The following is a 14,820-nucleotide window of genomic DNA, read 5'->3' as shown; positions in this document are numbered from 1 at the left end:
GCTGCTATACTTTGTCATGTTCTACTAGCCATGGTCTAAGACTGGTTGTGTCTATATCCCATTTCCATATGCCATTCTGGTTGTGCGGATTAAGTCCGCGCAGGAAGAGATAACGTACGCTGATGCTGGGCGGCAGCTGCCGGCGACTGTGCAGAAATCGTGCACAGGCAATGCTGTAAATGAGTGCCTGAAGATAGTAGTGATGTTTGGCAATAGCCTCGTCCATGTTTTCCTGGGTATAGTCTGACAGACAATTTCCCAAATGGTTGGATTTGTAATCAATAACATATACCTGACCATGCCGGTCTTCGCCAAGAAGATCGATAGCCCCGTTGATAAATCCGTTTACCGTAGAAAAATCCAGCTCTTGTGCCGCCTGAACACAGCATTGCGGTAATCCGGATGCGTGGTTAAACCACTGTTGTAAATCTGCGATACTGAAATCGGCAACCCGCAGCATGAAATTCATTTCAGCCACTCGTTGTGCTTTAGGTATGTTTGCAATAATGGTTTGTGGTGACAGCTGGCATTGGCGTACGGTATCAGTAAGCGTCTGCATGGTGGTGCTGTGTCGGCTGTCGAAACCATAACGCGCCAGACAGTCGAGAATATGCTCCTGTTCCGTTGCAGTAGCCGGCAGGCTGAATTCGGTCTGTTCCAGTATGGCATGCAGGCAGAGCCCGGCATTGATACCGCGCTCGAATGCGAGCACAGGTGTTTCCGCTTCTGTATCGGGGCTCAGCGGCTGAATCTGTACTTCAGCCTGATCCAGCGCAGGTGCTATTTTTTCTTCTTCCGGAGCAGATTCGCGGTGATTGTAATCATGTCGGCTCAGACTGGTGAAGCTGGTATAGCGTATGGATTGAAAAGTTCTTACCGTCGGTGTTAGCGCACGATAAGGTTGTTCGGGTTTTTTACTGATATCAATACAGGCAGGGTCTACATTACCTTCACACCATTGAAACAGCTTAGGGTTACCGGCAGCCAAACATTGATGCCATGCAGCACGCAAAGTACTGGGCAGATTGGGCTTGTGAGTTTCCTGCCAGAATTGGCGGGATTCTTTCAGGGTATTGTCTGGCTGTCCGTCCAGTAGCCATGCCATGGGGTTACTGGCGGTATTGTTGCAGGCGGCAGTGTACAGTATCAATTGTTCGCGTGCCCGGGTAAAGGCTACATAATACAGACGCAAACGTTCGGCCATACTTTCGCATTCCAGCTCCTCCCGGTCGCTGTCACTGAGCAAACTATTGGCAATCAGTTCCACTTTATCCTGCTGATGCAGACGTTGCCAGTGTTCCTGATTATTAATGGCCTCTTTACCATCCCATGCAAACGGACAGAATACCACCGGATACTCCAGCCCTTTGGAAGCATGCATGGTCACAATTTTAACCAGTGCTTCATCACTTTCCAGTCGCAGCAGACTGCTTTCACCTGCTGACCGCTCGTTGCTGATGGTACTGGTCAGCCAGTTCAGCAGGGCGTTGGCCGTCGGCAGGGTTTGTTCAGCATCAGCCAGTAATTCGGCCAGCTGCCACAGATTGGTCAGACTGCGCTCATTGCGCTGCGTAAGTAATCTGATTTCCATACCGGTCTGGCCGGCAAACCACTGTATGGCAGAATAAATACCATACTGCTGCCATTGTTCGCGGGTTTGCAGTGCCAGCTGTATCCATTCGCTCAGTGTATTTTCATTTTGGTTCAGATCTGCCAGCTGTGCTGCTGTCCAGCCGAACAGAACACCGCCAAGGATAAAGCGTAATGTTTCAGTGCGCTGCGGTTGCAGCCAGAAACGTAACAGAGCCTCGACAGCCTGTGCCTCAGTGCTGGAAAAAATCGAATGGTTACCAAGAGAGACACTCATGATGCCGCAGCGTTTCAATGCGCCGGCAATCATGCGGCCTTCATTATGTGAATGCACCAATACGGCAATATCGCCAGCCTGTAACGGCCGGTTACTCAGTAGCAGTTCTTCGCGCATACCCTGATTAATCATGCCGGCAATTTCATAGGCACAATATTCGGCCGCACGTGTCCGCAGACTGTCTTTATTCGGGATAATTTCCGCTCCCTTCTCGCTGACATCTATTTTTTCATGCAGCCAGCGCACCACTACCGCTGGTATAACAGTATTGCCGTGACTGTAATGCAGACGGTTATTTTCTGCCTGTGCCTGAACCTGCGGATAGCTGATACCCTCAAGAATAAAAGGCAGCTTTTTGCCGCTGAACAGGTGACCAATGGCCTGTACCAGTGCCTGATGGCTGCGGTAATTGGTGGTCAGAGTATAACGCTGCTGTGGCGGGGTATCGGCAGCGGCGCGCAGATAGGCGTGAATATCAGCACCACGAAAACGGTAAATAGCCTGTTTCGGGTCACCCACCATAATAAGCGGGCGGTTTTGTTCGGCAAACGCAGTTTTGAAAATTCGGTACTGCAACGGATCAGTATCCTGACATTCGTCTACCAGTGCAATCTGCCATGTTTGTGCCAGTGCTGCGGCCAGTGTTTCAGACATGGGATTATCTGCAGACAGTGCCAGCCCCAGATCTGCCAGTAAATCGTCAAAGCTGCGCTGGTGGCTGTTGCGCCGGTGCTGATTCAGACACTGGCGCACGTAGTTAAAACAGTCCAGCTGTAATTGCAGTGATATGCTGTCTTCTGCAGTCAGCATGGCAGTAACAGCTTCTGCCAGTTCGACCAGTGGGGCAATGTTAGCTATCAGCTCATTATTGAGTGTTTGATTTTTTTTGGTGTTTTCCTGTAGCAGGGATGAAGCCAGTTTGGCACATTTTTCCAGTACAGAAGATGAAAAAGTATGGCAGTTTACTTCGTTTTCCATTACCAGCTGAAGGTCGGTGAAAAGCTGCTGATAACTTTTCTGGCGGTAAATTTTGCCATTTAGCTGCTGATGTAACTGCCAGAATGAATCCTGAATAAGGCTGAAATGTGTACATACGCTCTGCCATGCCTGTTGCCAGCAGTTATTTATGCTGGCTATATCCGCAACCGGCGGCTGGCGTACCTGTAAATCTACCATGCCGCAGTGCCGTCCCATTTCCTGCATAAGCCGGGCAGGGGTAAGTTTGTAAGCGACGGCCAGAGTAGCCATGCTGCTGTTATTGCTTACTTGCTGCCGCCAGAAGTCTTCGGCAAACCGGCACAGCATTTCCGGATCAGTTTCAATAGTTTCCGTATCAAATGGTGTCTGGCATAAAAAGGCATAATCAGTGAGTACGCGCTGGCAGAATCCGTGAATGGTGTAAACGGCTGCACGGTCAAACTGGGTAATGGCTGCCTGTAGGCGTAGAATCAGGCTGGCATCATCATCCTGACTGCGGGCACAGTCAATCAGCTGTTGCAGTACCGGGTCATTCTGTTCCGCAGGCAGATTATTTTGTAACAGAGCCAGAGCCTGATTAAGGCGGGTACGCAAACGGGTTTTCAGCTCCGCTGTAGCTGCTTTGGTAAAAGTGACCACCAGAATAGCGTCAACCGGCATGCGTTCCAGTAACACCAGCCGTGCAAACAGGGCGGCAATGTTAAAGGTTTTCCCGGTACCGGCAGAAGCTTCAATCAGGCTGCTGCCGTTTAAGGGCATGGTAATCGGATTTAATGCTTGGCTCATTATAATTTATCAGCGGTTTCCAACACTGCTGTCATGGGCAGCAGTAATTCTTCAATCAGTTGCCAGAACAGCGGGGTGTCAATCGGCAGTTCTTCATCGCGGCCAAATACCTGAGCTACCTCGGGATAGTCTGCCTGCGGTTTTCCGTTATGGCTGTCTGCATAGACTTTAAACGCGGTGCTGCGTTCTTCGGCACCATATTCGGGCGTACGGTTTTTCTTTTGCCGGTTACGATACCATTTAAGGGCTGTGGTAAGGCTGGTTTTCGGAAAAAAAGGCAGTGGCCGGCTTTGACCCAGCCGGTAATACTCAAGCCATAAAGCCAGTTGCGCTTGTGCATCAATCTGGCTCATTGCTACCAGCATGCGCGGTTTGGCCGGATAAAGCTCATATGTGTCCTGTGCACCTTCGCTTTCAGTAGCGCAGAGGAGTAAATGGCGCAGATATAACTCAATATTATCCGGTGCTGTCGGGGCGTGATTCCGTTCAATCAGCTGCCCGCACTGATGTAAACGACTGATGTTGCCACTTAGCTGTAACTGTTCATGTTCAAAAATAAAGGCAATATCGGCGACAGCGGGACTGAACAGTATGCTGCTGTCCAAAGCCAGTGTCTGATTGCGTAAAACCTGGCTGACAATCACGCCCAGCTCGCCTTCAGGCACCAGTCCGCTTACTGCCAGTGCTGCATCTACCTCAGCAAAGTCCAGATGCTGCCGGCGTGCACGGGTATAGGCAGTATAAATCGATGTACTGTTTTCAATTGCAAACGGTTCTGCTGCACTGACTGGTGTTTCCTGATAGGGTGCCTGCCATTGTAACTGCTGCTGAAGCCAGTGACGTACCGGATTACGCCAGAACCGGATAAAGGATTCAATATCAACTTCCTGATTCTGTTTTTCCGGTTCAGTTATTTTTGCATAAAATGGCGCAGGCTTATCTATATTCTGATTCAGGGCTGTGGCGTAATCACTGCGGCAGCTGACTAAATCACCGTTAAAATAGCGATAGGAAAAGGGTTGTAACGGGTGTCGGATAATATGCTGCTGATTAAATACCAGCGGATTACAGCCGGTCATGGCGGCCAGAACATCGGTCAGCTCATAAAGCAGAGCAGAGGGGGCCAGTTCTTCGTTTTTGCGAATATCTTTACCGATATACGACAAATACAGTTTTTCGCGCGCACTTAAAATAGATTCAAGAAACAGATAGCGGTCATCGTTGCGACGGGCACGATCGCCGCGGCGCGGGTGTTGAGCAATCAGGTCGAAAGCAGCAGATTTGGTAGTACGGGGAAATTCACCGTCATTCAGACCGAGAAGGCATAGACAGCGAAAGGGCAGGCTGCGCATCGGTACCATACTGCAAAAGGTAATCCCGCCGCGCAGAAATCCGGCCTGACGGGTAGTGGATAAATGATTCTGCAAATATTCGATTGCAATGACTGGCTCAATAGTCAGATTAAATTGTGCCAGTGCTGCCTGTGCCTGCCAGTCTGCCAGACTGGTTTCCAGTTGCTGCATGGCATGTCCGGACAGAGAATCGGTATTGGCTAAATCCCGCAGAAGTTGTCGTGTACGCGCAATCCATTCGGGAATGGTAGCTGCTTTTTGCCAGCAGGTATGATGTTTAATCAGACAGTCTATTAATTGTTGGGCGCGCGCCAGAGTCTCAGTCTGGCTGATATCACCAAACCATGGAAGCTGTTGCTGCCACAGTGCATGATTTTTATTATCCGGCAGCAGCCAGCCCAGTACCGTACGTTCGCGCACCTGCTGCCAGGTAAAGTGCTTACCCTGTCCGCCATATTCATGACGCATATCTGCATCCACGCCCCAGCGCACTCCCTGTTCGCTCCAGACACGGTGAATCAGTTCTGTATCGCTGTCATTTAAATCAAAACGTGCGCGCAGAGCAGATTCATCCAGCAAAGGCAGCACAGTTTCAATATCAAACCGGCTCTGCATCAGTTGCAGCAGTTTTTCGAATAATTGCAATAGTGGTTCATGCAGGCTGATTTTAACGTCGGCAATATTATAAGGCAGAGCAGGCGTGTCGCCCTGCGTTTGTCCGAATACAGCGTGGATAAAAGGCAGATAAGGCTCAATATGTGGTGTAAGTACCGCAATATCCTGCGGCTGCCAGTGCGGATGTGCGGCCAGGTCCTGAATCAGCTGCTCTTTGAGAATTTGCAGTTCACGCAGGCAGGAATGCGCCGCCACAATCTGAATGGAATTGTCATATTCCTGCAGCCGGTAGGGTGGTTCAGGCTGTTTCGGATGTTGCAGGCACTGGATATCGTTTTGCAGACGGTGTAACAGAGTATCTGCCACTTCATCACACTGAGCATAGACAGAAGGCATATACACTACTTCACCCATATCATTGAGTGCATCAAAAAAATCCCGCCCTTGTTTGCCCAGACTGGCCAGTAAAGGATGACCAACCACACTCAGGTCAGTTTCCTGACTATTGAGCAGCATATCTGCTGAGACAACATTGCCCCAGTACTCAGCACATGGGTTTACTGCAAATATATGCACATCAGTATATTGGGCTATTACCTGTAATGCATGCAGAAAAACCGGTGCCAGTGTGGCAATACCAAATACGAAAATCCGCTCCGGCAGATGTTCCGGACCAAGTTTACTCAGAAAATCCTGCATTAAGCCGGCACGATGCGGTAAATCTGATTCATTGCTCAGCCAGCGCCATAATTCTGCCTGCCATTGTTCATCTTCACCCAGATTAGCAGACTTGTTTTCCTGCCAAATATTTATCCAATCATTGCGATAGATTAAATATTGGTCAAACATATCAGCAAGTTTTCCGGCCAGATGGTAAGGTGCCTGTGTACTGCTATCAAGATACGATTGCAGTGCCGCAGCAGTTTGACATAATTGCGGCTGTTTGAATACCGGACTATGAAACAATCCCAGTAAACGCCAGCGCAGTACATCTGCCTGAAACGGATTAAGTGCCGGCGTTTGCGGTAATACCAGATGAGTTAACTGCCAGATATAGTTGGCAGGCAGACTGAAATGCAGATTGGCGGCAATACCGTGTTCCTGTGCCAGATAGTGATTCAGATAGCGGCGCATGCCCTGACTCTGTACCACGATTTCTGTTACTGCCCATGCTGACTGTGGTGAAGTATGCTGATATACACTGGCAAATAAAGCAGCTAAATCAGATAATTGATTGGATTGATAAACATACAGCATAACAGCATCCGGCACCAGTTAAGGTTGTTATTATAGCTGTGCTGGAGCTGATTGAGCGATTAGTCAAACATGATTTTGCGCCTTTAGCTGTTTTTATTGCGTTGACACAAAAGTATATTTACAGAATTTAAACTAAAAAATTTTAATAAAAAATAGTTAATACTAGTCAAAAGCTGGAAAAAATTGGAAAATAGATAATTAAATACCCTGCCATAAATTTGTATGGTAATAAAAGAAGGATATCACAGTGAGATTTGATGGCGTCATTGATGAGTTAGCGGCAACTAAAGGTGTCATGGCGTGTGCTGTCGTGGATTATGAAAGCGGAATGTTTATAGACGGGGTCAGCCCTTCAGGTATGGACCTTGACATTCTGTCCGCCGGCAATACCGAGATTGTGCGTTCAGAAGTTAAGGCTATTGAGCGCCTTTATGGTCAGGACAAAAATGAAGATGTTATAGATGATATTCTCATCAGCCTGCATAAACAATATTATTTATTGAGGCCGATGAAGAACGTAAAAAGTGTATTTATGTTTATGGTACTCGACCGAAAAACAGCCAATCTGGCACTGGCACGGCGCACTCTGAAAGTAGCTGATCGTCATTATCAGGATTGAGTACACCCAAACAAAAATAAGTGTGTACTGTTTGTGTTCTGTGCAACAGCCTCTTTGCAGACAAAGAGGCTGTTGATTTATTGTACTTTCTGTACTTGTTTATCATACCAGCTTAATAGTTCTGGTGCCGGTACATAGCCAATCAGTGGCTGGCTGCGATAACCGTTACTGTGTACAACAAATAATCCCGGCGGTCCGTACAGACCATAGCGTTGCAACATTCTGCGCTGAGCCGGCGTATTATTGGTTACATCAATCTGTAAAAAACGCTTTTCTTCAATTACCCGTCTGACCGAAGCTTTATTCAGGGTGAATGCGGTCATTTCTTTGCAGGATATACACCAGTCAGCATAAAAATCAATTATTACCGGTTTATCCGGATCCTCATCAAACAACTCTTGCATGGCCAGACGTAATTGTTCCGGTTTATCGAAATAACGTCCGAAATGCTGACCGCTTGGCGGAGTTAAAGTAAGAAAACGATGCAGAGGAGTAGCATAGTTCATTATGCTGGCTGATACAAAACCAATCCCGCCAGCCAGAAACAGTGAAGCGGTAATCGCATTAAACCAGCGTTGACGTCCTTGCGAGTGATACCACTGCCAGCCTAAATAGATAGCCGGTATCAGCATTAGCAGAGTATAAATAGTGATTACCAGATAGTAATTCAGAAACGGAGTGGCAATATAGGTGGCTGCACCCAGTAACATCAGGCCAAAGAGATATTTGACACCAACCATCCAGTTACCGGCGCGGGGCAGGATATGCACACCGAATACAGAAATCAGAATCAGCGGAATGCCGGTACCCAGAGCCATAACATACAGAGCCATACCGCCCAGTGTGGCATCACCGCTCTGTCCGATATAACCCAGAGCAAAAGCCAGCGGGGGGGCAACGCACGGACCAACAATCAGTGCTGATAATGCTCCCATTACCAGTACAGACAGCAAATGTCCGCCACGAAAGCGGCCGCTTGCTTGCTGAAAAAAAGCCTGCCAGCGTGCCGGGAACTGAATACTGTATAAATCAAACATTGATAATGCCAGAATCACCAGTATGGCTGCGGCAGTCAGTACTACTGCAGGCTGTTGCAGCCAGCCGGTTAGAAAGGCTCCGGTACGGGCTGTGACAATGCCGACAATAGTGTAAGTAAAGGCCAGTCCCTGTACATAGACAAAAGACAGGATAAATGCCCGTAATTTAGACGTTTTCTGCCGGGTACCCATCACAATAGCTGAAACTATCGGCAGCAGCGGATACATGCATGCTGTCAGACTTAAACCCATGCCGGCAATAAAAAAAGTCATTAAGTTGGTAATCAGAGTCGCACGGGAGAGCTGAAATAAACTGTCACCACCTGCACTACCTGACAACTCTGGTGGCGGAGCTTTAGCAGGAGGATTAGTAAAAGTATCCGGCAGACCGGGCTGATTATGCGGCAGCTGGGGTGTAATATGATATTTGCCGGTACGGCTGATGGTTAATGTATTTTCAACCGGTGGATAACAAATCCCCGCGTCCGCACAGCCCTGATAAGATAGAGTTAACTTATACGGAACAGTCTGTGCACCTTTGGCACTATAGCGCCAGACGACATCCGCATGATCGTAATAAACTTGCTGTGTACCAAAAAACTCATCGTTTTTCTGCTGCCCCTGCTGGATAAAATGTCCGCTACCAAACATATCAGCCGGTTCGGTATTAATCTGAATTTTATTCTGGTACAGATAATAACCTTCGGCAATAATAAAATATACGTGGATATCCTGATCATGTACAACCAGTTCCGGTATAAAAGCCTGTTCAGGCGGTAATAAATTATTATTGTCAGCAGCCAGTACCGCACTATTCAGACCCAGTAACAAAGCCGGCAGCACAAATAACAGTTTTAGCAGGGACGTCGCACAGACATATAAGCGAGTAGGAATGTGATACATAAAATGGTCACAGTAGCCAGTGTAATTCCAGCCTGGATAATCAACATAGAAAAAGACTACCGGCAGAACAAAACAGGGTAGTCATTTATCCCCCTTTAATGCTTTCTGATTGTGATATCCAGATATAAATTAAGTCTGAATAATCAGTTTACGGGTATTGTATCAGCGCATAGGCAGAATGGTTGTGAATAGATTCAAAATTTTCACTTTCCACCGTAAAAGACTGAATACGTGTATCGGCTTTTAGCGCGGTAGCAACATCACGCACCATATCTTCAACAAATTTAGGATTGTCATAAGCATATTCAGTGACATACTTTTCATCCGGCCGTTTCAGTAACCCGTATAACTGACATGAGCCCTGCTGTTCGACCAGATCAATAATTTCTTCAATAGCGATTGCCTCAGTACATACCAGCGTAACAGTAACATGTGAGCGCTGATTGTGCGCCCCGTAAGCAGATATTTCCTTACTGCATGGGCACAGACTGGTAACCGGAATGATAACCTGCAATGTCTGCTGATAAATACCGGCCTGAATTTCGCCACTGAGTACCACTTCATAATCCAGCAGACTGGAAATACCGCTTACCGGAGCCTGCTTTTGCCGGAAAAAAGGAAAGCGAATACTGATTTTACCAGCTGTTGCCTGAAGTTTTTCTAACATGGCGATAGTCAGCTGCCGCAGTGCGGCAAAATCAATACTTTGTTGCTGTGTTTGCATTAACTCAATAAAGCGTGACATATGTGTGCCTTTCTGTTCGGCAGGCAGTGACACAGTCATGGTTAAATCAGCAACAGTATGTTGTTTACCTGCAGCACAAATAATACTCAGCGGCAGGCGTAAGCCTTTCACACCAACCTGATTGATTGGCATATTGCGTTTATCAACACTGCTTTGCACGTCGGCAATAGTGTCCATTCTGATAATTTTCCTTGCAAAACAAATCTAAATCCAGCCGGCGCAGTATGCTTAAACCACATAAACCACCGGCATATAAGGCATAAAATTATACTGTATGCCTTAATTCCGAGCAAATCAGTCGGGATTAGTGTAAAAGAAACAGCATGCTGCCCGATAACCAGAGTGCGTGCTAAACTAGCAGTCTCAGTACTAATGTCGTTACCCGTATAAACAGCTGTCTGAACAGCAAAACCAGTAATCAACCGGAGAAAATATGAAATTTGCCACACAGACCATTCATTCCAGTTATCAGCCGGAAGAGCATAACCGTGCCCTAATGCCGCCTATTTATCAGAACAGCATGTTCGCCATGAATGAAATCGGCGAAAATATTCCGTTTCGTTATGCGCGTATTTCCAATCCGACACGGCAAGTACTTGAAGACACAGTCGCCGAGCTGGAAAATGGCTGTGCTGGTTTTGCCTATGGCAGTGGTATGGCCGGAATCGATGCTGTGTGGCGCACTTTTCTGCGGCCGGGTGATACCATTGTTGCGGTAGCTGATATTTATGGCGGAGCTTATGATTTATTAACTGAAGTATACGCTCAGTGGGGTGTTAATGTTATTTTTGCCGATCTTACCAATCCAGATAACCTTGACCGGATACTGGAGCAGACCAAAGTAAAAATGGTATGGCTGGAAACTCCGAGTAATCCGCTGCTGCGTCTGATAGATATCGCCGAACTGTCTGCTAAAGCCAAAGCTGCCGGTGCCATTGTCGGTATGGATAATACTTTTGCGACACCCTACGTACAGAATCCGCTGAATCTGGGTGTGGATATTGTTTTTCATTCCGCAACCAAATACCTGTGCGGACATTCAGATGTGCTGATGGGTATTGTTGTTGTAAAAGATCCTGTACATGCAAAATTATTACGTGCCTTGAGTATTAATACCGGCGGCGTGGCCGGTCCGATGGACTGCGCACTGGTATTACGCGGTATCAAAACACTGGTTGTGCGTATGGACCGGCATTTGTCCAATGCGGCTGAACTGGCCAGACGCTTGCAGCAGCATCCGGCAGTAGAAAAAGTATTTTATCCCGGTCTGGCGGAGCATGAACATCATGATATCGCCTGTAAACAGATGCAGCATGGTTTTGGCGGAGTGGTTTCCATTTATTTACATCAGAACAGTCGCGAAGCAGCCAATAGTGTGATAAAAAATCTGCGCATGATTCGGATGGCGGCCAGTCTTGGCGGAGTGGAAAGCCTGATTAATCACAGTGCCAGCCAGTCGCATAGCGGCATGAGTAAGGAAGTTAAAGAATCATTGGGCATACGTGAAGGTCTGCTGCGTATTTCAGCGGGTATTGAAGACATTGAAGATATCTGGAATGATATCAATCACGCACTCAATACCTTGATTTAACCTGTGTAAGTGAAGAATCCGTGCACAATTATTATGAAGTATTAAATGTTGCTCAGGGGGCATCTGACGAAGTCATTCGTGCAGCCTATCGGGCTTTATCACAAAAATACCATCCGGATCGCAATCCGCATAATCCGCAGGCGCATCGGCTTATGGCCGAAATTAACAAAGCATATGCAGTATTATCAGATCCGGAACAGCGCCATCATCATGATGTATGGATTGCGCGTCAAAGCCTGCAGGCAAGGGTTTCGCCAGCCTTGCTGGCGCGCAGACAGACAACATTTGCGCCACCAGTCTTATTACCTAACCATCAGGAGAAAATAATTGATCTGCATGATCGCGGCCATGGCTGGCTGTGGATTGTGGGGATTGCTATCCTGATTGCTATGGGCGGAGTATGGTGGAAACTGGCTCATCCCACGGTTAATACTGTTAATGAGCACACCAGCAAATCAGTTACAACGGCCCCTAACGGGCAGTCTTTCCCGCTTAAAGCTGCTTATGTTTCCGGCTATCCAGTTTTGCGTCAGCGTGGCGATAACAATATTGTTGTACATGCCACCTCCTTGCAATCGCCGGTATTTGCCCAATTATATGAATTGCGTGCCGGTAAATTTACCGCTATACGCTCTTTTTATATTCCAGCGGGCGAAACCTTTACCCTGCATAAAATCGGCGATGGCAGTTTCAGCCTGCAATACCAGCGTATTACCGATGGTGAATGGGCTGTAAGTGATGGTATTGAAATCAGGAATACCGAAGCCAGCCGTAAATATCAGGATATTGATATCAGACTGTAATCATACTGTCACCGTTCAGCCGGTGGTACACACACAGGAATAACTGCATGCAGGCTGCCGCAGAAGCCAAGTTTACTGAAGAAGCCGTACTCTGGGTTAAACAGCATACCCCGAAACTGCTGACTTTTGCCATCACTCGGCCTGAAGCCTATCGCTTCAGTGCCGGTCAGTTTTCGCGTCTGGGTTTTCGAGACGGCGCAGGTTTTATCTGGCGTGCCTATTCTGTTGTATCTGCCGAATATGCAGATACACTGGAATACTTTGTAGTATTGATTGAAGGTGGACCGATGAGCGCCCGGCTGGCACAATTGCAGGCGGGCGACTCTATACTGCTGGATAAAACCGCTTTTGGCTTTTTCCTGCCGGGACGGTTTACTGATGGCGAGCAACTGGTTATGCTCAGTACCGGTAGCGGCATTGCACCGTTTCTGTCTATGCTGCAACAGCCTGCTGTCTGGGAACGTTTCCGGCATATCGGGCTGGTACATTCCGTTTCATATGCCAAAGAACTGATTTTCAGCCAGCATATAAACGAGTTAATCCATCACCCTCTGATTGGCGAATATACAGATCAACTGACTTACCAGCCGGTAGTTACCCGTGAACCAACTGCCGGAGCACTCGATCAGCGTCTGCCGCAATTATTGCAGAATGGTACGCTGGCAGAAGGTCTGGGTTTGAATTTCAACCAAGAACAAACCCGTTTTATGCTGTGTGGTAATCCGGCCATGGTTACCGATACTTTTCAGACCTTACTGGATATGGGCTATAGCATGCACCGCAACAGAATACCCGGACAGATTATTATGGAAAACGGCTTTTAAATGGTTAATATACTATTGCTTTAACATAAAGCCGATCCAATGGAGCTACGTATTACTGTTGATGACTCATTATGGATTTACTTATTCCATTCGATAAATTTTATATGAAGGAGTTTTTTCGGTGTAAATTGAACCGGGCCAGAAATCTTGTTGTTTAAAATCTGAAATCCACTGAGCGCCAGAATACATTTGCATATGACCATGTTCATGTTGATCATCCGGTTTCTGTATTACAGCAACGTCGCCAGCTTCATAGCCACCAGGGGGAACAGAAGAATATTCAGTAAACCCAGCTGTTTTTAAACTTGAGCCATAGTCTTTTGCCGAGTTTTTTCTAATTAAACGAATTCCACCTGCTTCAATGGCTTCTCTAACATATTTACCACAGTACCCTTTTGAGCTTGGCTCCGCATGGTTCTTAAGGTGAGTGACGGCTTTGTTAACATCCCATGTCATTAGAAATTCTCCTGATTTTGATTGCCCTAAAAAATTAAATGAAATTTAATCATTTGCTATTGTTCAGTAAAATATTACAAATACAATTTAATACTAAATAGACTATTGTTTTATTGAGAGGCAGTAAATTTTTGAATTCAATACCACCTTCAATTTTACTATATATTTTTATAATATGCAAAAGTATGTCAATATATATAGCTATTTGTATAGAAAAAGCTATTAATCATTACAATAATATTAAATTATTTAAAATTATGCAATATTTGTGTTTGTGTGCATGGAAGAATAAATGCAAATTTGTTTTTATAAAAATATACTGCATGTTATTGTTTATAGTTGATGTAGATGAGTTCGTAGTAATTACTGCTTACGCAGCTTAGTAATTTATAATAATTGTTTTTAAATCAATATTTAAAAGTGATTATAAATAACGTTCATCGCTATTTAAATAAATGGTGAATGCCATTGTATCTCGAATAATTTACGTTAGTATTTAAAATGAATTTAAACCGTTTCGGCAAAACGAATGCTCAGCTGAATCATTTACTGGTGCAGTCTGCACACTGGCAGCGGTTGAGTGCATGCCTTAAACAGGAGCTACCAGCCAGTCTGTGTGCTCATTTTAATGTGGCCTGTGTGCGTGCTGGCTGTCTGGTAGTGATTGCTCATAATAGTATGGTGGCTTCACGCTTACGCATGGTGTTGCCAGCACTATTACCACAAATACAAAAAATTGATATCACCATTGAAAATATAAAAGTTAGAGTAAAACCAGCAGATTCAAAGCAGAAGGTGATTAAAAATGCCAGTTTAAGCCCTGTAGCTCGTAATGCATTGATGCGTTCGGCTCAGGCTTTAAGCCATCATCCGGAACTGGCAGCAGCATTACGCAGCTTAAGTGAAAAAAACGATTAGAATAGGATTTTTGCAGAAATAAGTAAACTAATCATTTCTGATTATGAATCATATTGAGGTTTGAATATA

At 46.1% G+C, this 14,820-nt stretch carries 10 protein-coding genes; 5 read left to right on the top strand and 5 right to left on the bottom strand.

The genetic code is table 11. The features are described 5' to 3' along the window. Positions 1 to 4: 4 nt before the first annotated feature. On the bottom strand, positions 5 to 3,631 hold the full coding sequence (gene recB / locus GY065_RS09965) for an exodeoxyribonuclease V subunit beta (protein ID WP_174833981.1): 3,627 nt from the start codon (positions 3,629 to 3,631) through the stop codon (positions 5 to 7). Next, complete coding sequence (gene recC / locus GY065_RS09960) at positions 3,631 to 6,855, bottom strand: exodeoxyribonuclease V subunit gamma (RefSeq protein ID WP_174833980.1); 3,225 nt, start codon at positions 6,853 to 6,855, stop codon at positions 3,631 to 3,633. Before recC ends, recB begins: the two co-directional genes overlap by 1 nt. 247 nt (positions 6,856 to 7,102) lie before the next feature. On the opposite strand from recC, the gene GY065_RS09955 reads away from it, so the two are divergent. Continuing rightward, on the top strand, positions 7,103 to 7,474 hold the full coding sequence (locus GY065_RS09955) for a hypothetical protein (protein WP_037475473.1): 372 nt from the start codon (positions 7,103 to 7,105) through the stop codon (positions 7,472 to 7,474). Positions 7,475 to 7,551: 77 nt separating this feature from the next. Here GY065_RS09955 and dsbD read toward each other — a convergent pair whose 3' ends face one another. Both dsbD and folE2 read right to left on the bottom strand, forming a co-directional pair. Continuing rightward, complete coding sequence (gene dsbD / locus GY065_RS09950) at positions 7,552 to 9,414, bottom strand: protein-disulfide reductase DsbD (RefSeq protein ID WP_174833979.1); 1,863 nt, start codon at positions 9,412 to 9,414, stop codon at positions 7,552 to 7,554. 148 nt (positions 9,415 to 9,562) lie between these two features. After that, positions 9,563 to 10,336, bottom strand: a complete 774-nt coding sequence (gene folE2, locus GY065_RS09945) for a GTP cyclohydrolase FolE2 (RefSeq protein WP_037475470.1) — start codon at positions 10,334 to 10,336, stop codon at positions 9,563 to 9,565. Between the two features lie 256 nt (positions 10,337 to 10,592). Between folE2 and GY065_RS09940 the strand changes: the two genes are divergently transcribed. From GY065_RS09940 to GY065_RS09930, 3 genes are read left to right on the top strand one after another with little or no spacing between them, the layout of a single operon-like run. Continuing rightward, positions 10,593 to 11,750 carry a PLP-dependent aspartate aminotransferase family protein gene (locus tag GY065_RS09940; RefSeq protein WP_174833978.1) on the top strand — a complete coding sequence of 386 codons (1,158 nt, stop codon included), beginning with the start codon at positions 10,593 to 10,595 and terminating at the stop codon, positions 11,748 to 11,750. A gap of 20 nt (positions 11,751 to 11,770) precedes the next feature. Further along, positions 11,771 to 12,553, top strand: a complete 783-nt coding sequence (locus GY065_RS09935) for a J domain-containing protein (RefSeq protein ID WP_037475008.1) — start codon at positions 11,771 to 11,773, stop codon at positions 12,551 to 12,553. 47 nt (positions 12,554 to 12,600) lie between these two features. Further along, the gene (locus GY065_RS09930; RefSeq protein ID WP_174833977.1) at positions 12,601 to 13,377 is read left to right on the top strand and encodes a ferredoxin--NADP reductase; all 777 of its coding nucleotides are present in this window, start codon (positions 12,601 to 12,603) and stop codon (positions 13,375 to 13,377) included. Between the two features lie 81 nt (positions 13,378 to 13,458). Here the strand turns inward: GY065_RS09930 and GY065_RS09925 are convergent, their stop codons facing one another. Further along, positions 13,459 to 13,833, bottom strand: coding sequence for a CHAP domain-containing protein (locus GY065_RS09925; protein ID WP_174833976.1), 375 nt, complete (start codon positions 13,831 to 13,833; stop codon positions 13,459 to 13,461). Positions 13,834 to 14,334: 501 nt separating this feature from the next. On the opposite strand from GY065_RS09925, the gene GY065_RS09920 reads away from it, so the two are divergent. Beyond that, on the top strand, positions 14,335 to 14,751 hold the full coding sequence (locus tag GY065_RS09920; RefSeq protein WP_037475000.1) for a DciA family protein: 417 nt from the start codon (positions 14,335 to 14,337) through the stop codon (positions 14,749 to 14,751). The last annotated feature ends 69 nt before the right edge of the window (positions 14,752 to 14,820 follow it).

Source organism: Snodgrassella sp. ESL0323 (assembly GCF_013346865.1).
GTDB classification, from domain to species: Bacteria; Pseudomonadota; Gammaproteobacteria; order Burkholderiales; family Neisseriaceae; genus Snodgrassella; species Snodgrassella alvi.
Note: the sequence above shows the minus strand (reverse complement) of the source record. Positions and strands in the feature narration are given on the sequence as shown.

Excerpts from the sequence above, each read along its gene's own strand:
- GY065_RS09920 (WP_037475000.1), top strand. The coding sequence starts at position 14,335 with ATGAATTTAAACCGTTTCGGCAAAACGAATGCTCAGCTGAATCATTTA.
- GY065_RS09925 (WP_174833976.1), bottom strand. The coding sequence starts at position 13,833 with ATGACATGGGATGTTAACAAAGCCGTCACTCACCTTAAGAACCATGCG.
- recB (WP_174833981.1), bottom strand. The coding sequence starts at position 3,631 with ATGAGCCAAGCATTAAATCCGATTACCATGCCCTTAAACGGCAGCAGC.
- recC (WP_174833980.1), bottom strand. The coding sequence starts at position 6,855 with ATGCTGTATGTTTATCAATCCAATCAATTATCTGATTTAGCTGCTTTA.
- GY065_RS09940 (WP_174833978.1), top strand. The coding sequence starts at position 10,593 with ATGAAATTTGCCACACAGACCATTCATTCCAGTTATCAGCCGGAAGAG.
- dsbD (WP_174833979.1), bottom strand. The coding sequence starts at position 9,414 with ATGTATCACATTCCTACTCGCTTATATGTCTGTGCGACGTCCCTGCTA.
- folE2 (WP_037475470.1), bottom strand. The coding sequence starts at position 10,336 with ATGGACACTATTGCCGACGTGCAAAGCAGTGTTGATAAACGCAATATG.
- GY065_RS09930 (WP_174833977.1), top strand. The coding sequence starts at position 12,601 with ATGCAGGCTGCCGCAGAAGCCAAGTTTACTGAAGAAGCCGTACTCTGG.